The 17,582-nt window shown below is 43.7% G+C and carries 23 protein-coding genes; 8 read left to right on the plus strand and 15 right to left on the minus strand.

The features are described from left to right. The 3 genes from VLG36_02995 to VLG36_03005 form a co-directional block, all read right to left on the minus strand. Positions 1-435 (minus strand): hypothetical protein, encoded by a 435-nt coding sequence (locus VLG36_02995; protein HSW77738.1) that lies wholly within the window; start codon positions 433-435, stop codon positions 1-3. Between the two features lie 79 nt (positions 436-514). Next, complete coding sequence (locus VLG36_03000; protein ID HSW77739.1) at positions 515-904, minus strand: hypothetical protein; 390 nt, start codon at positions 902-904, stop codon at positions 515-517. Positions 905-937: 33 nt separating this feature from the next. Continuing rightward, positions 938-2,314, minus strand: a complete 1,377-nt coding sequence (locus tag VLG36_03005; protein HSW77740.1) for a divalent metal cation transporter — start codon at positions 2,312-2,314, stop codon at positions 938-940. 110 nt (positions 2,315-2,424) lie between these two features. On the opposite strand from VLG36_03005, the gene VLG36_03010 reads away from it, so the two are divergent. Beyond that, a complete protein-coding gene (locus VLG36_03010; GenBank protein HSW77741.1) occupies positions 2,425-3,795 on the plus strand; it encodes a divalent metal cation transporter in 1,371 nt (456 codons plus the stop codon). 382 nt (positions 3,796-4,177) lie between these two features. Here VLG36_03010 and VLG36_03015 read toward each other — a convergent pair whose 3' ends face one another. The 7 genes from VLG36_03015 to VLG36_03045 are packed head-to-tail and all read right to left on the minus strand — an operon-like array spanning position 4,178 to position 7,544. Then, the gene (locus VLG36_03015) at positions 4,178-4,720 is read right to left on the minus strand and encodes an AAA family ATPase (protein ID HSW77742.1); all 543 of its coding nucleotides are present in this window, start codon (positions 4,718-4,720) and stop codon (positions 4,178-4,180) included. Positions 4,721-4,729: 9 nt separating this feature from the next. Further along, on the minus strand, positions 4,730-5,083 hold the full coding sequence (locus VLG36_03020; GenBank protein ID HSW77743.1) for a hypothetical protein: 354 nt from the start codon (positions 5,081-5,083) through the stop codon (positions 4,730-4,732). Between the two features lie 13 nt (positions 5,084-5,096). Next, positions 5,097-5,558, minus strand: coding sequence for a VOC family protein (locus VLG36_03025; GenBank protein HSW77744.1), 462 nt, complete (start codon positions 5,556-5,558; stop codon positions 5,097-5,099). A gap of 28 nt (positions 5,559-5,586) precedes the next feature. Continuing rightward, positions 5,587-6,096, minus strand: a complete 510-nt coding sequence (locus VLG36_03030; protein HSW77745.1) for an AAA family ATPase — start codon at positions 6,094-6,096, stop codon at positions 5,587-5,589. Positions 6,097-6,115: 19 nt separating this feature from the next. Next, positions 6,116-6,421: a hypothetical protein gene (locus VLG36_03035; GenBank protein HSW77746.1), complete on the minus strand. Its 306-nt coding sequence runs from the start codon at positions 6,419-6,421 to the stop codon at positions 6,116-6,118. Then, positions 6,402-6,833, minus strand: coding sequence for an NUDIX hydrolase (locus VLG36_03040; GenBank protein ID HSW77747.1), 432 nt, complete (start codon positions 6,831-6,833; stop codon positions 6,402-6,404). Before VLG36_03040 ends, VLG36_03035 begins: the two co-directional genes overlap by 20 nt. Positions 6,834-6,890: 57 nt before the next feature. Next, positions 6,891-7,544, minus strand: coding sequence for a hypothetical protein (locus VLG36_03045; GenBank protein HSW77748.1), 654 nt, complete (start codon positions 7,542-7,544; stop codon positions 6,891-6,893). A 185-nt stretch (positions 7,545-7,729) separates the two neighbouring features. Here VLG36_03045 and VLG36_03050 point away from each other — a divergent pair, with 185 nt between their 5' ends. Genes VLG36_03050 through VLG36_03060 form a run of 3 tightly spaced genes read left to right on the plus strand, consistent with a single transcriptional unit; the run spans position 7,730 to position 11,113 of the window. Further along, positions 7,730-8,704 (plus strand): glycosyltransferase family 2 protein, encoded by a 975-nt coding sequence (locus VLG36_03050; protein HSW77749.1) that lies wholly within the window; start codon positions 7,730-7,732, stop codon positions 8,702-8,704. Then, on the plus strand, positions 8,697-10,205 hold the full coding sequence (locus tag VLG36_03055; protein ID HSW77750.1) for a hypothetical protein: 1,509 nt from the start codon (positions 8,697-8,699) through the stop codon (positions 10,203-10,205). Before VLG36_03050 ends, VLG36_03055 begins: the two co-directional genes overlap by 8 nt. A 20-nt stretch (positions 10,206-10,225) precedes the next feature. Further along, complete coding sequence (locus VLG36_03060; GenBank protein ID HSW77751.1) at positions 10,226-11,113, plus strand: hypothetical protein; 888 nt, start codon at positions 10,226-10,228, stop codon at positions 11,111-11,113. Here the strand turns inward: VLG36_03060 and VLG36_03065 are convergent. The 3 genes from VLG36_03065 to VLG36_03075 form a co-directional block, all read right to left on the minus strand. Further along, complete coding sequence (locus tag VLG36_03065) at positions 11,078-12,175, minus strand: glycosyltransferase (GenBank protein HSW77752.1); 1,098 nt, start codon at positions 12,173-12,175, stop codon at positions 11,078-11,080. The two genes, VLG36_03060 and VLG36_03065, sit on opposite strands and share 36 nt — an antisense overlap. A 322-nt stretch (positions 12,176-12,497) precedes the next feature. Continuing rightward, on the minus strand, positions 12,498-13,034 hold the full coding sequence (locus tag VLG36_03070) for a hypothetical protein (GenBank protein ID HSW77753.1): 537 nt from the start codon (positions 13,032-13,034) through the stop codon (positions 12,498-12,500). A gap of 142 nt (positions 13,035-13,176) precedes the next feature. Then, the gene (locus VLG36_03075) at positions 13,177-13,779 is read right to left on the minus strand and encodes a hypothetical protein (protein ID HSW77754.1); all 603 of its coding nucleotides are present in this window, start codon (positions 13,777-13,779) and stop codon (positions 13,177-13,179) included. A 165-nt stretch (positions 13,780-13,944) separates the two neighbouring features. On the opposite strand from VLG36_03075, the gene VLG36_03080 reads away from it, so the two are divergent. Next, entirely contained in the window at positions 13,945-15,102 is a 1,158-nt protein-coding gene (locus VLG36_03080) for a radical SAM/SPASM domain-containing protein (protein HSW77755.1), read from the plus strand. 142 nt (positions 15,103-15,244) lie between these two features. On the opposite strand, the gene VLG36_03085 is transcribed toward VLG36_03080, so the two are convergent. Together VLG36_03085 and VLG36_03090 are read right to left on the minus strand one after the other, a co-directional pair. Continuing rightward, positions 15,245-15,586 carry a hypothetical protein gene (locus tag VLG36_03085; GenBank protein ID HSW77756.1) on the minus strand — a complete coding sequence of 114 codons (342 nt, stop codon included), beginning with the start codon at positions 15,584-15,586 and terminating at the stop codon, positions 15,245-15,247. Positions 15,587-15,781: 195 nt separating this feature from the next. After that, positions 15,782-16,090 (minus strand): hypothetical protein, encoded by a 309-nt coding sequence (locus VLG36_03090; GenBank protein ID HSW77757.1) that lies wholly within the window; start codon positions 16,088-16,090, stop codon positions 15,782-15,784. A gap of 273 nt (positions 16,091-16,363) precedes the next feature. On the opposite strand from VLG36_03090, the gene VLG36_03095 reads away from it, so the two are divergent. Genes VLG36_03095 through VLG36_03105 form a run of 3 tightly spaced genes read left to right on the plus strand, consistent with a single transcriptional unit; the run spans position 16,364 to position 17,535 of the window. Next, entirely contained in the window at positions 16,364-16,531 is a 168-nt protein-coding gene (locus VLG36_03095; GenBank protein HSW77758.1) for a hypothetical protein, read from the plus strand. After that, positions 16,518-16,865: a type II toxin-antitoxin system RelE/ParE family toxin gene (locus VLG36_03100; protein ID HSW77759.1), complete on the plus strand. Its 348-nt coding sequence runs from the start codon at positions 16,518-16,520 to the stop codon at positions 16,863-16,865. The genes VLG36_03095 and VLG36_03100 overlap by 14 nt, the downstream gene beginning before the upstream one ends. A 28-nt stretch (positions 16,866-16,893) precedes the next feature. Beyond that, positions 16,894-17,535: a metallophosphoesterase gene (locus VLG36_03105; protein HSW77760.1), complete on the plus strand. Its 642-nt coding sequence runs from the start codon at positions 16,894-16,896 to the stop codon at positions 17,533-17,535. Positions 17,536-17,582 lie beyond the last annotated feature (47 nt).

A 17,582-nucleotide genomic window follows, 5' to 3' on the forward strand; every position in this document is an offset into this window, starting at 1 on the left:
TTAACGATACTTATTCATGTTGTCGTCCGGATCATCATCCTGATCTTCGACATATTCGCGCATGTCATCGCCATCGTAATCATCATCTTCACCCTCAAGTTTACGTAGCTCATCACGCAGTTCACGAGACGGAACGCCAAGTTCTCGAACCGGATCATCTGTCTCCTCTGGTGTGATCGTATCTTCCGCTTCTTGACTGCGGAACCCTATCCCCGAAGCTTCTATTTCTTCTTCGAACTGTGTTTCAAGATTTTGCACATACTCACGAGCAACGGTTTCGTTCCATTCTCCATCACTTGCCTTGTGAATGGCATCTATATGGTGATCCACGGAACGACTATGAGATTTTATAGCCGCCTCAGATGTAGAGCCTCGACTATTCTGCAACCGGTTATAGGCGGCGCGTATCTTTTGTCTGGTACTTGCTTCGTCCATATCCCCTCCTTTTGCTACACAATGTTATTGTATGTTTGATACGAGGACAGTTGCAGTATAATGCGTAAAATGACCGCCTCTACCGTAACTGACGATCAACTCGGACATATAATACACCGTACATCCAGCCAGTAATCAAAAATCCGCATGCCATAACAAATGACCACACATTTTGCTTTAGCGCCTCAGTAAGCATGCCACTAACAAGCGTGGAGCCAGCTACAGTAGCTGCCCATATTGCAAGAGCGCTCTTCTCTTTGACTGCAATCGAGATTGCGCCTCCTACAATTCCAAAAGCGATAAGAATGTGGAGCGCTAACGCGGTAAAGTAGATCATCTTCATGACACCTGTCGAATCTTCACCAATTAAATTAAGAGCCATGCCTAGCACCAGCTCCACACCAAGCATCCGTAGTTGGCCTAAGATTTGTCGCTGCAGTTTCTCTGGTGTGAATGGCTTATGCTTCATACAATATATTGTATAGCAATTGTCAGTAGATGCCTACAAGCTCTTTAGGTATGAGAATAATAATACCAAAACCGCTGCCGCCATTACGACAAACGCCAAACGCACAAAAAAGTTAGAGACCCGACCATTTTTGTATTCACCCATAATTGTTTGGTTATTACCTACCTTTGCGATCATGAATAAAAGTGGGACCGCGGCGATTCCATTAAACACCGCCGTAAAGATGAGGGCTTTAATAGGGTCGATTCCAAGAAAATTAATAAGCAAGCCAACAACGGTCGCAAGAATAATCACGACATAGAAACCTGCAGCACGTTTAAATTTATGATATAAGCCCTCTGTCCAACCTACGGATTCGCTAATAGCGTACGACGATGAACCAGCCAAGACTGGGACCGCCAAAAGTCCAATACCAATAATACCTACCGAGAAGATAAGTTTGGCTATAAGTCCCGCGTTTGGAAAATTATTCACAAGAGGCTCGAGCGCATGAGCTGCATCTGACGCCGTATTGATTTCGGTAATACCATTTTTAAATAATACCGACGCGCATACAATAACAATAAACCATGCTGTTACCGTCGCGAGCGCCATTCCCGTGAAGTTATCGAGACGGACACTGCGTAAAAAATGTTTATTTATTTTAGGACTAATACTTTTTGAGTTGAGACGATGTTTTGAAATCTCCTCTTCCACAATCTCAGACGTATCCCAGAAAAATAGATACGGTGAGATAGTCGTGCCTAAAAGACCCACTAATATATACATCGTATCGAGATTGAAACTTGGAATAGTCGTAAACGTATGTTGAAAAATCTCTCCCCAATTTTGACCTACCAAAAACGCCGTTACAGGGTAGGATAAAAGAGCGAGTGCCAACCACTTAAGAATCTTGGCATAGGTCTTGTAGTTTACAAACACCACTAGCAGAACGATGATTGCAGAATATATTGTCGCTAGAAGGGCGTACGGCAAATTGACAAATAATTGTGTTGTAGCGGCCATAGCACCAAGGTCAGACCCAATATTCACAATATTCGCAACAACGACCAAAGTCACCGACATAAATAGCAACTTTTTACTATAGTGTTGTTTAATAATCGCAGCCAGACCCTTACCAGTTACTGCACCAATACGAGAGCAGCTCTCTTGCACTGCAAGAAGCAGAGGAAACATAAAAGGAAATACCCACAGCAGTCCGAAGCCATACTGCGCACCGGTCTGTGAGTAAGTGGCAATACCAGACGGATCATCGTCTGCCGCTCCTGTGACAATCCCCGGCCCCAAAATCCGCACAAAGCGACTAAACCGACGTCGCTCAAACACACGCTTACTAATATTGTAGGCTTCGTGCTCTTTTTTACGGAGTGAGCTCCGGTGGTGGACCTCTTTTTTTGCTGTTTCTTTCATGAGACTTCCTACTGCTTATGGTAACTTTGACTAGCATACTATATTTTACGCTATAATTATCACCGGTAACCTGTATACTTGAATTATTACCCAGTAAGACATAAAAATTGATGAAAAAAGGCTTATTTAGAAAAACCGTAGAAACTCCAGCAGAGTTGCTAGAGAAAACGATAGAGACGACCGAAGATATCGGGCGTCGTTTACAAAACGGCAAAACATTAAAAAAGTCTCGTGACTATTGGCATGCACTCGGACCAGGCCTTACAACTGGCGCATCTGATGATGACCCATCTGGTATTGCCACTTACTCACAGACCGGCGCGCAGTACGGCTTTAGCCTTCTATGGCTCTCTGCATTTACACTTCCATTAATGGCCGTTGTTCAGGAAATGTGTGCTCGCATTGGCCTCGTAACAGGGCGCGGTCTTGCCGCAAATATACGTTCGCACTTTTCACGTAAGGTTTTGTATGTTTCTACTCTTTTATTATTCGCAGCAAACGCCTTTAATATAGGAGCTGATCTTGGTGCCATGGCAAAGGCCGCTCAACTACTAAATCCTAGCTGGAACTTTACTGTTCTTGTAATCGGTTTTACAGTCTTGACACTTGGACTTCAGATTTTCACCCCCTATCAGCGCTATGCTAGGTATCTAAAATGGCTTGCAATGGTATTGTTTGCCTATATTGCATCCGCCATTCTCGCACACCTTAACTGGGGTGAGGTTATGTCACACGCCTTTATTCCTACGATTACGTTTAACAAAGATGAGCTTCTACTTATTTGTGCCATTCTCGGTACAACAATTTCACCATACCTGTTTTTTTGGCAGACGTCCCAAGAGGTTGAAGATGAAATTGCCCAAGGCCAAACAACCGTCTTACTACGTCGCGGTACTTCTAACGAGCAGATTAAGAGCATGCGACTTGACGTATGGTCAGGCATGTTCCTCTCTAATATCGTTATGTTCTTCATTATTGCAGCCTGCGGAGCAATTCTCTTTCCTCACGGAATTATCGACATTCAATCCGCTGCACAAGCAGCTGAAGCTCTTCGTCCGTTTGCCGGCGACGCGACCTACTTCTTATTTGCGATTGGTATCATCGGAACAGGTATGCTTGCCATTCCAGTGCTCGCTGGATCTAACTCGTACGCTATGTCGGAAAGCTTTCGTTGGAGTGAGGGTCTAAGTAAAAATCTCAAGCAAGCCTACGCTTTTTATGGAGTCATCATTATCTCTATGCTGGTTGGACTTGGAATTAACTTTATTGGCCTCAACCCAATAAAAGCGCTTATCTACTCAGCTGTTGCGAATGGCATCGTGGCGCCTATGGTTCTCGTCCCGATCGTACTTATAAGTAGCAACCGAAAAGTCATGGGTAAATGGGTCAACAAGAAACTCACCACGACCATTGGCTGGATCGTCGTCGGCATTATGACTGCCGCAGGAATCGCTGCTATCGTTTCTCTATTCTTAAGTTAAGAACTGATCCGAGTCTTCATCTTTAAATTAGAAAGATACTGACGGGGATTAATATTCGAGTATTTGCTCATATAATTCATGTGCTTATCAACAAATAATAATCTGTCCGAAGAATCAGTTGTGTAAGTTGATGATGTATTAAAACAAGGATCATCAACCATCTTTAATAGTTCTTCGCGCAGCAACATCGCTTCCTCAGAATCGAGAAATCTTTGAGATGCGCCAGGTTTGCTCATCTAAACAGCAACTTTCTGTTTTTTAGGCTTCTTTACTTCTTTTCTTCCTTTGTCCTTAGACATAAAAGACCTTTCATCATTATGGCAAATTACTATGCCTACTAGTATCAGTATGCGCCTTTATGGCGTTTCTACCTAATTACTGCTTACGAATTCTTTAAATAACCCTTTAGTTCATCGTAAACAGCCTCAACCGTTTTGCCGTCCATCACTATCCTGACAGCGTCTTTTCTGTGTTCAAGTTGCGACTCCATAGTGTCGTAAAGCGCTTCAATAACGGGTTTATCCTTCTCAGTGAGTGGATCCTGCCCGGCTTCGCCCCACGTTCCACGCTTCATTAACCTTTCGATTGCGGTATCTTTACCATTGAATACTAGAAATTCATAAAAATCAGCACCATAACTTGTTGCGATCTGCTCAAAAGATATCACATGACTGGCGTCTACTACTAAATACGGCAAAACCACGTCCCTACCCACAGCAAGATGTGTTTTTGTCATAGCCTTAGTAAGTTCGAATACATGGCTGCGAGCTTCAAGTTCATTTGACAGCCACTGACCGATGTTAACAATCAGCTCATCTCCCTCAATAAGCAGAGTAAGAGGGTGCTCGTTAATATATTCTTTTCCAATCGTGGTTTTGCCAGATCCGGCAAAACCGTTAAGTAAAATAAGGCGTGGTTTTCTCATATTCCTATCTTATGTCGTTTTGATCAGTTTTGTCTCATCTGGACTATCAATGATAACGATTTTAAAATCATCTGGATCTCGGTAGCCCATATAGTTTGTACGAATAACGGTTACCTGATGTTCATGGGCTTCTTTTAAAACACACGGGTGCCAATCTTGATCGTCTTTATCAAAGTATTGCCAAAGTCCAGTCAAAAAGCCGAGACCTTTCGCGCGTACTGTGTCTTCAGCTGTCGTTTTGTTTGTTGTCCGCAAAATACTGTAACCGAAAATTGTCTGTGCATCCCAACCGGCTGCATCTTGCGCAATAAAACCGAGAAACTCTCCGTCATCTTCTCTATGGATGGGTATCTTTTGGCGCACTCATACTCCTCTGCTAAAAATCGTTAACAACCAGTTTCTTCATTTGCATCATGTGTGCGTAGGCGTTCGGTCGCTGCATGAGCTCGCCCATGTTGACAGGCACAACCTGCCAGCTTAAACCAAACTGATCTTTGCACCAGCCACATTGCTCAGCCTCAGGGACATGCGATAGCCTTCCCCAGTAGTAATCAATTTCTTCTTGATCCTTACAAGAAATCGCAAATGAAATCGCCTCACTAAACGTAAACTCTGGACCCGCATTAATAGCAGTGAAGTGCTGGTCGTTCAGTTTATATTCGATGACCAGTTCTTTACCCGCCATCTCCTTCTGGAAATCAGCAAGACCCTCTTCAGCACTACTTGGATAGTACTGTGTTGCGACAATCTCGCTATTCGGAAATACCGATATGTAAAAATCGACAGCCTCTTTTGCATTGCCATTAAACCATAGATTAGGCGTAATTTTCTGTTCCATAAACCCTCCCGCACATTATTCTATGTACTTATCGTACCATGTCATGCCGCCTGACATCGTCTAAGAACATTTCAACAATCTCATCTTCTTTCATGTGAACTGGAATATATTTTTCATTTACAACACCCAGATAGTCTTTTTCCACCCACAAACTACGCAACTCTTTTTCACCAAATTCATGAGCATTGGGCTTGGTAATATGCCGCTTTAATGTTGTTTCAATAGGTATATCGAAATAGTAGACAAAAGCTTGTCCGTTAAAATCCTCTATCAACCTACGGAGCGTGTCACCGTACCTCTCATCTACAAAGATACCCTCAACGATAACGTTATAACCAATCTTACTGCCGTACATCGCAAGATCGTACACAAGCTGAATGCTTGGATTGTCTGTCTCATCCTTTACTCGCAGTATCTCCCGGCGAACCACGTCCTGTGGAATAAGCATCGTCCCGTAGCCCATTTTATGCTGCAGTTTTTTAGCGACCGTAGATTTTCCACTACCGGAGTTCCCCCTAATGATGATGAGTCGCTGCATTATATAAATCCGTTTTAATCTAGGCTATAGAATCTCTTCTTACAATCTTTTTAATCACCGATCCAGCAAATAGCCTATAGGCTAGTCTGTTTTCCTTTTTGTAGGTAATAAGCATTCCCAGAACACGGCCGCACGATTCGCAAACAAGTTCTGCAGCCTCTGGTTTCGTCTCTATAAACCTGTCAATATACATGCGTTTTAGCATCCCAGGACCATCTTTTTGGTAATACGTTACATGATTACCGCAGCCTTCACACGAAACAGCCAAAATGCGCGATGAGCCACCCCTTGCTTTTCGATATCTATCATTCTGAACTTTGTACATAATCATCAACTTTCATTGCGTTCATAACATCATATACCATATGCATGTAGGTATCGTTGGCACTTTTCGCTTTTTCTAGAAATGCATCTCGGGTGAGCCATTCATAACTAGAATGCTCCCAACTCATCAGTACCTGAGGTGTAGCTTGTAGTGCAGTCATATACAATGAGTCCTGCGTTCCACGCGTAGAATAGTCCGTACCTACATAAACTTCTTGCACCGTGGCTCCATCAATCACGATACCAGCCTCTTCGTAAACTTCACGAACCATTGTCTCGAGTGGCTGCTCGCCTTCTTCTAATGTACCACCCGGGAGATCAGGATCATCTCCAAAAACAGGATGGTTACTCCTATACATTAGTAGGTGTCGACCGCGAGGGTCAACGATAACGAGTTTGGCTACTTTTTTCATAACGTATGCTGTTAGCATACCATCACCCCGTAGACGGTCCAAATTACGACGAGTAAGCTACGCCTGAAGGGATTCAATCCCAAGTTTTACGAGTTCGGGGTCAGTCATAGCCTCAAGATCACAATCTTTCATGGCAACTACTCTATTTTCCAGTTCTGGATGATTTTTATGTACAACATCCATAAGCTGCAGTCCTGCATTACTTGTTCCCGTGCCGTGACTTAACACGACAATTCGTTCGCTTTTTGCCATCTCTTTAACAACCGATTCGAAGTAGTCCTTCTCTGGTAATGGGCTCTGCTCATGAAAAGGTGCAGTTGTAGGGTGTGAATGAAGAATTCGTTCTTCCGTTAGGTTGGCGTGGAGCTTTACAGGCTCCATCTTAGTACCTGGGTTATGATAGATGACTGCTTGATGGTGATCGATAGCAACAATGCTCGTGTTTATAAGATCAGGCTCGATAGTGTCCGGCGTCTCGCTTGATTCTAGAAAATGACGCAGTTTAAGAATTTCCTCCACGTCAACATCTTTACCACGCGCCTCAAGAACAAGCGTATGACCACCACGAGTAAGGCGATAGCTGCCATTTTTTTCAACCTGCAGGTCCCCAACAGTCGATAGCGCCGCGATGAGCTCCGCCCACTTAATGTTACGCGCTACCGGGTGCGTAAATAACTGGTGTAAAATATGCTCGTGTTTTTGTTCTGACATAATGATCGTCCCACTCTAAGAGAAATATATCTCTTATTTTTACGATTTACTATAAAAATAACATCGGATCTAACCTATTTTCTAGTATACTCCCTACGTCCTAGTGCCATAGAATAAGCCGATCTCATTACAGAAATTTATATCAGACTCAGGTTAAATTAAACTTGTCGAGTACAATAGGTATTATGAAGGTTTTTATTCAGGTGCCCTGTCTAAATGAAGAGGACACTTTACCGCTTGTACTAAAGAGTATGCCGAAGTCTATCCCAGGTGTCGATAAGATAGAGGTCTTGATTATCGATGATGGATCAACAGATAAGACTATAGCTGTCGCCAAAAAACTAGGTGTCAAACATTTTGTGAAGCACGCCCACAACCAGGGTCTTGCTCGGTCATTCCATGACGGAATTAACTATGCTCTTGCTCATGGTGCTGATATTGTCGTCAACACTGACGGAGATAACCAATATCCTCAAGAACGTATCGGTGATCTTGTACAGCCAATTCTTCGTAATGAAGCTGACATGGTAATTGGCGACCGTCAGACTCATCAGATTGCTCATTTTTCCCGCTTCAAAAAGACTATGCAACGCTTTGGCACCTATGTCGTCAACCAAGCAGCAGGCAGTAATCTACCAGACGCTGCAAGCGGCTTTCGTGCGTATTCACGCGAGTCACTTTATCGACTAAATGTCATCACACAGTTTAGCTACACCATGGAAACAATCGTTCAGGCTGGGAATAAGCATTTACGTATAACGAGTCTCGCAATTGACACAAACCCGAAAATGCGTGAATCACGCTTATTTAAAAATAGCTGGCACCACATGGCAAAATCAGCTCAAGCTATTACGCGCAGTTATTTTATGTTTAAGCCATTTGCTTTCTTTGGTTGGTTGGGACTGTTCTTGTTTATTGCCGGTTCGATACCGTTTATCAGCTACGCTATCAATAAACTCGTGAGCCAACACAGTGGTGCTCACCTACAATCTCTCATATTGGGAGTAACCCTCGTAACAGCATCTCTACTATCATTGGCGCTTGGTGTTATTGCCGATCTTCAACGAATTAACCGCGTTTTACATGAGGACACACTCGAGCGACTAAAACGAATAGAATTCGGTAGAGACAAGACACAGAATTTACAATCAGATGAGTAAACCTAGTTCCATAGCTCAAAAAATAATTACCATTCTTGGATCAAAAAAATTCTTCTACGTGGTGGTTGGCGTACTTGTGGCCGGAGCAGGATGGTTTGCTCTAACCGCCGCATATCCGATGGCTTTCGATGAAAGTTTTCACTTTGGTATTATTCAAATCTACGCCCATCAATGGAGTCCAATTCTCACCTCTACCCCTCCTGATTCTGGTCAATTTGGTGAATTAACTCATGATCCATCGTATCTTTATCATTATTTGATGAGTTTCCCGTATCGTCTCATTGGCCTTTTTGTGCATAATTTTGTAGGTCAGGTAATTATTATGCGCTTTCTTAATATAGGACTATTCACCGGTGGATTGTTTGCTTTTCGCAAGCTACTTCTTAGGATCGGTGTATCATCAGCATTAGTCAATTTTTCACTTCTTATGCTAGTGCTTTTGCCTGTTACACCATTTCTAGCAGCTCATATCAACTACGATAATATGCTCTTCTTGCTTGTGCCAATTAACTTGCTGCTTGTGCTGTCGTGCGCCCAAACCACAGCAGAAGACCATCAAATGAGCATTCGCGGGCTTAGCCTTGTAATTACTTTGGGTATGCTAACTAGCCTAGTTAAATACGTCTATTTGCCAATATTTGTGGCCAGCCTCGCCTATCTTGTGATTATCGTGTTGCGTAGTCATCCTAAAGAAATACTCTCCAACTTTGTTAAATCAACCCATAGTCTGCAACTTCGTATAAAAATAGGTCTCATCGTGATGTTAGCAGTGAGCAGCGGCTTATTCCTGCAGCGATACGCAATAAACGTAGTTAAATACCATAATATACAACCAGATTGTAATAGAGTAGAAACGTTAGATCACTGCATGCAGTATGGACCTTGGGCGCGTAACTATCTTCTTGAGACAACGGCCAAGTCATCGTCGTCCCGACCATCACATGATATTTTGCCTGTTTTTTTGATATCCTGGATAGAATCTCTACTCTATCGGCTTTATTTTGCGATCAACTACGACTTCACAGAATATGCGCCGTTTCCTATACCAGTTACAATGGCATGCGCTATTTGCATAATTGGAATAACTCTAGCGGTGATCTTTTGGCATTCGATCCTCCGGATGACAATACACATTTGGTTATTGGTAGCAGTTATAATCACTTATTGTCTGAGTCTACTCTATGTCAACTACACCGAGTATCTGCGTTTTGATCAAACGGTTGCTATTAATGGACGTTACCTCATACCGCTATTACCTCTTATATTCGCTATTGTTGGCTTAGCCTTTAAAAGCCTACTCGCAAGATTTTGGCGTTCAAGTAATTCTATGAAAAGTTCGCTAGCCGTCATCGCAATACTACTCGCCCTGCAGGGCGGTGGCGCCCTAACCTATCTCGTATATAGCAACCCTACTTGGTACTGGGGTAACAACCCGCTCACCGGTCTTAATGTGACCGCTCAAAAAATTATCACACCACTCATAGTTGGTGCTAAAAAGTAGTCTGGGCTAGAATAATAACAATGCAAAGATTACCTCAATTACCCTTCTTTAGCTGGGTAAAGCAACACCGTAAACCACTAGCAATCATTGTTATTGTTGCATCACTGGCCTTTCTTATCACCTATATCATCCTTAAACCGGGCGTTGTTACAAGTATTCTCCAAACCAATCCTCGAGTCATCTTTGCCCTTCTCATATTGTATCTAGGTGTCCTTGGTACGCAATTTGTCATAATGTACGCCACGATTCGACTTTGTAAGAAGAATCTATCGCTCAAGAATGGAGTCTTTTTATCCATTTACTCGGCTGTTGCTAATTTTTTTGGCCCATTACAAAGTGGGCCGGGTGTTCGAGCCATCTATTTAAAACAAAAAATTGGGCTGCGAATTCGAGACTACACCGCAGCGACGCTTTTTTACTACTTTGCTTTTGCGGCAATTAACGGATCACTGCTTTTTATTAACTCGATACCAATCTTGACAACCACAGGCATGCTGTTGGCTATTACGATGACTATTCTTGGCACTAAAAGATTTCATTTTGATAGTCTATCTAGATTCATTATCGTCATATTTTTTACAACCATAGTACAAATCCTGCTCATGACAACCATTTACTTTGTTGAGCTTAATGCTGTTCATGGCGGATCTGGTTATTCCTTTTTGCAGTCTCTCGTATATAGCGCCAGTGCTAATTTGTCTCTCTTTGTCTCGATTACGCCCGGAGCAATCGGTATTCGCGAAACATTTATTGTGTTTGCGCAGTCACTTCACCACATATCGCTCAGCACCATAATAGCTGCGGGCGTATTAGACCGAGCCTTTTATATAGTATTCCTCATTGGCCTTTTTGCGGTGTCGTCGAGTATGCACCTAAAAAATATGTTTAGTAGTAAAAAGCCTTCTTAGATCGCTGGCAATTTGTTTTGATGAGAACGAACGTTCATACAACTTGCGGCCATTTCCAGCAATAACCTGCAACTCATTCGGGTGCGCGTAGGCCCATTCAATGACGCGAGCAATCGCATCAGAGTCTGCTTGAGGGACCACTAACGCATCTTTTTTATCTGTAAATAACCGAGTCTCTTGGTTTTTACCAACGATCGTCGCACGGGTCGAAGCTAAAAACTGGTAGGTCTTACCTGTCACGACATACTGAGCCTGAACAGTATTACCAAATGGCCCACCAAGACATACATTACTCTGCTCAAAAATCTCAGGTAGTTTAGAGTATTCAACCCAACTATCGTAAAGAATCCGGGCGCCTTTTAACTGAGCGCTCTTTACTGCCTCGGCCGCCTCATGCTTACCGCCAACGATATGAAATTCTATGTTGCTATTGGTTGCTAGCTTAACCGCAGCGTCTAGCACATACTCAATGCCGTGTAGCGGCAGCATGTTACCGTAGTAAAGAACACGAAATTGTTTTTTAGTGGGCGATGGCAGTGGCTTAAATATTGACTCATCTGCTCCTACAGGAATAACGAAATATTTACTCGTCGGCAGCGACATGAGTTTTGCGGAGTAGCCTGCGTGCGAGTCTGTATCGGCAATAACCACCTGCGTATATTTCATCATTTTGCTATAAAAAATTCGCAGTAGGTAGCCGAAAAATGACAACGGACCCACTAGATGTTTATGTTCATACACAAACCACTCTACTGGATTAATAAACTCGTCGTAGAGGATCTTTTTGCCCGCTCCAATCATCAGAATGAGTGGTAAGATCTCATACCCCCGAAAGGTAATTAAATACGCATCAGGGTTCTTAGTAAAACGTACCTTCAATAGCTCAAGTAGAACATCAGCGTAGCGCAAGACGTTGGTATGACGATTTTTAACGATGATTACCTCGCCAAACACCTTACTGTCCTTTAAACCTTGGCGTAGGGTTGCTGCACGTAAATAGTCGGGCTGTCGGTAGCAGGTCACAATACAAATTGTCGGTTTTCTGGAAACGTTACGAGACATGCAAATATTATACCTTTATTACGCACAACTATCCCATATCTTGGCCTAGAAGCTTTCCAGATCCATACTTCTAATCAGGGGTATTTCGATGAGTAAAAATCTGATATTAGTAATATTTGTTCTGTTCATGATAGTAACCGTAGTGGCCATAGACCTGCTATTCTTTAGGGACCGATTTTGGGCGAGATTACTCTCCAACATAGGGATTGTGTTAGTTTTTATAGGCTTCTATCTAAGATTTTTTCGTTGATCTACGTCAAAAGAACCTACGAACGAGACTCTTCTTGTATCGATTGTTTTCAACCAATGCTGTTAGGATAACCTAAAGTAGATTTTGGACTCGTGCTTCAAGCAGTATAGCTCGACATTGCAAGCACCTAAGATCTCTTAACAACTCCTCGTAAGTGTAGCTCTTGGCATCGCTTGGCAAGGTAACATCCGACTTTAGGTTGACAATATACCCATGCAGCTTTTGATTTGAAAAGGCACTATCTACGTACAGTGGTGATTTTGTTACCAGCATTATATCTATCGATACGGATTCATCTAAGGAAAGCTCACGCCTTAGCGTGATCTCAGCAGCCACGGTTGGTTCGAGCGAATCAACCCTACCACCAACAAAGTCGAGTGTTTTTTCATCGGCGCCTGGACGAAACTGTTCGCCACCCAAAATAAATTGGCCCTCTTTTACGACAATAATGATAACCGAGTCTGAGCGATCTACTGTCACATATTCCAGCGTGCGACCATCGTTGCTTTTTACCGCATCTTTATAAATAGTAATCCACTTAGACTGAACTAGTGACTCTCTTCCAATTCTTTCTTTTGGTTGTGAACCGATAGAACTGCTTGTACTCATACCTTTAATAATAGCAGATGTGTACTAGGATTTACCTTTACCCTATAGTCTGCAAGCACTAAACTCACAACACCCCATAGGTTGACGACTCGTTTTTGTGAGTGTCGACGTTCTTAAGGATTTCTAGTAGATTATCCGTAATCTACCAACTACTTCCGCTTCCATTCGTTGGATTAGAGCTATCACCACTCGAAGACGACGAAGTTGTTGACGTAGACGGTGTCGGATTGGCGACTGGTTTTGCAACGGTAAAGTTAGAAGTCCCATTACCCGTTATTTGGTTATTGCTATCACTAGTGAATGTATAGAGAGGCATGCCATTATAGGTAAATTGCGTTTGTCCGTCATCGGCGCGCTTTATAGTCCCTATTCCAGCGGGAAGACCTGTCGTCGCACCGCTATCTTGGTAAGCCGGCCACAAAGAAATACATGAACCAGTACAATTACTCACTCCATTACTATCACCTCCATAAATATAAAGAGGATGCCCGTTAGAATCAGTCAGATATTGTCCAAGTTTTGAGTCTGTCTTGGTGGTTAAAATAGCATTATTGACCGGTGGTACGCTACCACTACTAGCAGTGGACTGAGACTGGCTTGAATTTCCATAGGGATTCGCATGATTCCTCATATAGAAATAATAGATGGCAAAATAGATAAGTCCACCTACAATAACGTAGAGCAGGATCCATTGCCATAATGGTCGTTTACTATATCCTTTAGACTTCTGCGTATCACTTACCATTGCTTCACACCTTTCTCTTAACTATTACATGGAGCTTATGTTTACAGTATGCAATCCTCAGTCCAACAATGCAATTTATTGTGGGATGGGCACCAGCCGTACATATCAACTGGTTTATCGAAAATATGAATTTTACATTAGTCCCATGGCATCAATGATATTATAGTGACGTGGCTGGCACACTCCGTGCCCTTTTTGAGAGGATTCTCCATGTTGGAGATGCCCGAAGCAAACCCGTTTCACCCCGACAAGCTTCTGCTCCACCGAGCAAAGGTCGCAGCGCTCGCCAACAGTACGATGATCGCCCCTCAGACAATTGAGGTCGATCTCACCGACGGCGCATGCAACCAAGGTTGTGTGTACTGCTGCTTCAGTTCGGGTGAAGGTAAGAAGATGGTGCGGATCGACCGCACTGCACTCTTGCAAGCGCTCCGAGAAGCCTACGCACTCGGTACGCGAGCAGTGGAACTGGTGGGTGGTGGTGAACCTACCGCCCATCCGGAGATCGCCGGTATCATCAGCGACATCTTCGAGATCGGCGCTGGCGATATGGAGGTTGGTCTTATCACCAACGGTCTGCTCGCCGAGCGAATCCTTTCCGTCGCCCCGCGCATGCGTTTCGTGCGCATCAGTCTCGACACGGCACTTTCAGCAACGTACCAGGTACTTCACAAGGTGCCCGCAAGACAGTTCGACAAGGTTCTCACGAACATCGGCAGACTCCGTGCGGAGATGCCCCAGATCACCAACGCGAGGCAGCTCGGGATTGGCTATCTGGTCGTGCCCCCGTACAACCACCAAGCCGAAGAGGTGATGGCGGGAGCCGAACTGGCTCATGAGCTCAACGTCGATTACATCACGTATCGGCCGGTTGAGCTCACCGACGAGCAGCCTCAGAGCTACTGGCGAGAAGCACAACAAGCCATCAGGGCAGCTCGAAAGCACCTGCACGAGAGCGGCAGTTCCACGGTCGCATTCGGAGGTGTTGGAAACCGCTGGGACACACTTCGTCCCGGGGGTCACCCGACTGGCATCTGCGACGCGAAGCCGTTAGTCGCAGTGATCCAAGCGAACGGTGACATCGCACACTGCATCCTGTACAGGAATCAGCGTGCGATGCGGATCGGCAACATCCACGAGGGTCCGTTCACAGACCAGTGGTTCAGCGAAGAACATCAGAGCGCCTGGCAATCCCGTCAGGTCGATGGCTGCCCAAACCCGTGTAAGCTCTACCGCTACAACGATGTGGTGCGCGAAGCAAGGACGAACGGCACCGGAGACGCTCCTCCGTACGGAGACGTGGCGCACCACCTGTTCGTCTAGATGAACGAAAGAACAGCCACACCCCAATACGTCTTTTGACGATTGGATGCCGTCTGCTACTTAAGACTAGCAGACGGCAACTTCAATGATTTTATAAGCACCTAATATTTAAGACGCCAGAACACGACGCAGCAAAGTTGATCTAGTCGAGATTCTTTTTATTCTGTCGCGGTAAGTAATTTTTCCGACTGATCACCTTCTTACCCGTCTCGTATTCAAGTTGCTTGCGAGCATTACCAGCTACCGATCCTCCTCGTTGCGCAGCTTGTTTATTCTCAACCAGTCCTTGTGTGCCATCCGTCCTAGCTATTTCAGTTGTAGCTGCTTCACCTAACTGAGTAAGTAGAAGCTCCAGGTCATTCATGTGGTCGCGTAAGTTTTGCCGTTTAAGACCTTTTATCTTTTTGTATTCGCTCGGCGTAATACCAAATGTCGCCTTCGATATTTCTGCAGTAAGTATGGCGTAGTCTTGTTGCAAATCCACACCACGCCTATCCCACTTATCGGTCAATTCCTGACGGATTGCTATACACGTACGCGTCTTTCAATCCATGCATCATCATAACCTTTAGCTCGATACAATGCTTTCATACGTTTCTGAGCTAACTCTGGGTCTTCGATTTCTTGAACACGTTCATATCCCGTTCGGGCTAGCCAGCGTTTAAAAGGTTCTGCTTTCTTACTCGAAATGGATTGGACTAAACGAAAACCCCCTCTGTACTCCAAGATAATAGCTTCTGCCTTCCACCAGGGGATCAAACGGCAACGCAAGGGGGGGTTCAATTTGAACTACCCCTTTTTCCACAGGTTCAAACAACTTTGATGATTCTTCGTCTCGATTGCGCATATTGCGAAGATACTGAGCGGGATCTGCTGAATCCGTAAGTACCGCCACAACATCGTTAATTACAAACCACCATTGGCCATCGTGCAGTTGTTTACGGATTTCTTTCTTTTGAAAAATTGCTAGCTTTAATTCTTCGCTCATATCCTAATCATACCAAGAATGCCACTAGTAACAACATAGAGAGGAATTAGTTACATTTCGACCGATCATTCCTTATCCTTTTCGGGATTATACAAAACAAAAAGAACTTCTTGATGAAGTTCTTTAAGTATAATGATTTTGGCTCCCTAAAACTGGATTCGAACCAAACACTTCTACCGCCTAAATATTAGGCTCGCTTCACTTTAGCGTACCCCTGTAATTTGTCAAATTTTTGCATATATTTTATGTATGAAATGTGATACAATAAAAAGTATGAGTAATAGCAAAGTTATTAGTGTAAATGAAAACAGCCCAGAGTTCCTGCTTGAATTGGAACGACGCATTAAACTTGCTAAAAATCCTAAAAATCGTATACCACTAAGCATAGCCAAGAAAGATATTCTAAAAAAATATCAGGAGCTTGCTGGTGCAAAAGTATAGCGTCAATCTTACAGAAGATGCTGAGAACGATATTGCCGAGCTGATGGCATTTTATGAAGAGCTGGTGGATGCTAAATCGGCGGTGAAGTTTTTTGAAGAAGCGATGGAAACCGTAACGAACTTGGAAAACTTGCCACGAGCCAATGCCTTATTCAAAGACGATCCGGATGTGCGCAAAGTTCAGATGGAAAACCACAAAGTAGCGATTGTGTATCTTGTGGATGACGATCGCTTTGAGGTTATTGCTGTTCGTGCATATCACCAGATGCAAAACCCTACCAAGTACCAAGAATCGGTACGTGAACGTATACGCAAATTGCATGAGCAGTCGTAACTAGTGATCTACAGGATATACTTTAGGCATGGGGAAAATACTGGCAATTGGCGACATCCACACGAAGATCTGGATTATTGAGAAAGTCGCTAAAGTCATTAACGATTACGATAAGGTTATTTTCTGCGGTGATTACGCAGATGACTTTAGCGCTAGTCCGCAAGATACCCTAAACACCTGGAGAACTTTAAAAGATCTGCAGACTAAAAACCAAGACAAGGTCGAGCTAGTTACAGGCAATCACGACTACATATATGTCAAAGATACGCCTTCATTGCAATCAGGCTACAATCCTATCACACAAGTTTTAATCAATGCCCCAGAAAATAAAAATCTGAAAGTGTGGCTTGCTGCCCTGCCTGTTATTATCGAAATTGATGGCGTTACCTATTCTCACGCCGGCATAGCCAATGAGTGGTCTGGCCTAAAAGATGCGACTGGCCTATGGAATGACATGAGCCCTATTTGGGCAAGACCCGGGGGCAGTATTACGTACAAGGATACGCCTCAAGTTTTTGGGCATACTCCTACCGATACTTGTTATGAGGTTAAAAGTGGAGTGTGGTGTATAGATACGTTCTCTACAATGCCAGACGGTACCCCGTTTGGTGATGGATCAGTGCTGCAAATTATTGATGGCAAAAAATTCTCTAAGATATACCTGAAATAACATGGAGGATTCGTTGATGAATACCAAAGCAATCAACGTCGCAATTC

Source organism: Candidatus Chromulinivoraceae bacterium, assembly GCA_035478595.1.
Taxonomy (GTDB): Bacteria; Patescibacteriota; Saccharimonadia; order Saccharimonadales; family Saccharimonadaceae; genus CAMLKC01.

Coding starts and splice junctions, on each gene's coding strand:
- VLG36_03105 (HSW77760.1), top strand. CDS start 16,894: ATGGGGAAAATACTGGCAATTGGCGACATCCACACGAAGATCTGGATT.
- VLG36_03000 (HSW77739.1), bottom strand. CDS start 904: ATGAAGCATAAGCCATTCACACCAGAGAAACTGCAGCGACAAATCTTA.
- VLG36_03075 (HSW77754.1), bottom strand. CDS start 13,779: ATGGTAAGTGATACGCAGAAGTCTAAAGGATATAGTAAACGACCATTA.
- VLG36_03065 (HSW77752.1), bottom strand. CDS start 12,175: ATGTCTCGTAACGTTTCCAGAAAACCGACAATTTGTATTGTGACCTGC.
- VLG36_03040 (HSW77747.1), bottom strand. CDS start 6,833: ATGAAAAAAGTAGCCAAACTCGTTATCGTTGACCCTCGCGGTCGACAC.
- VLG36_03060 (HSW77751.1), top strand. CDS start 10,226: ATGCAAAGATTACCTCAATTACCCTTCTTTAGCTGGGTAAAGCAACAC.
- VLG36_02995 (HSW77738.1), bottom strand. CDS start 435: ATGGACGAAGCAAGTACCAGACAAAAGATACGCGCCGCCTATAACCGG.
- VLG36_03050 (HSW77749.1), top strand. CDS start 7,730: ATGAAGGTTTTTATTCAGGTGCCCTGTCTAAATGAAGAGGACACTTTA.
- VLG36_03030 (HSW77745.1), bottom strand. CDS start 6,096: ATGCAGCGACTCATCATCATTAGGGGGAACTCCGGTAGTGGAAAATCT.
- VLG36_03035 (HSW77746.1), bottom strand. CDS start 6,421: ATGTACAAAGTTCAGAATGATAGATATCGAAAAGCAAGGGGTGGCTCA.
- VLG36_03095 (HSW77758.1), top strand. CDS start 16,364: ATGAGTAATAGCAAAGTTATTAGTGTAAATGAAAACAGCCCAGAGTTC.
- VLG36_03015 (HSW77742.1), bottom strand. CDS start 4,720: ATGAGAAAACCACGCCTTATTTTACTTAACGGTTTTGCCGGATCTGGC.
- VLG36_03055 (HSW77750.1), top strand. CDS start 8,697: ATGAGTAAACCTAGTTCCATAGCTCAAAAAATAATTACCATTCTTGGA.
- VLG36_03010 (HSW77741.1), top strand. CDS start 2,425: ATGAAAAAAGGCTTATTTAGAAAAACCGTAGAAACTCCAGCAGAGTTG.
- VLG36_03070 (HSW77753.1), bottom strand. CDS start 13,034: ATGAGTACAAGCAGTTCTATCGGTTCACAACCAAAAGAAAGAATTGGA.
- VLG36_03005 (HSW77740.1), bottom strand. CDS start 2,314: ATGAAAGAAACAGCAAAAAAAGAGGTCCACCACCGGAGCTCACTCCGT.
- VLG36_03045 (HSW77748.1), bottom strand. CDS start 7,544: ATGTCAGAACAAAAACACGAGCATATTTTACACCAGTTATTTACGCAC.
- VLG36_03025 (HSW77744.1), bottom strand. CDS start 5,558: ATGGAACAGAAAATTACGCCTAATCTATGGTTTAATGGCAATGCAAAA.
- VLG36_03090 (HSW77757.1), bottom strand. CDS start 16,090: ATGAGCGAAGAATTAAAGCTAGCAATTTTTCAAAAGAAAGAAATCCGT.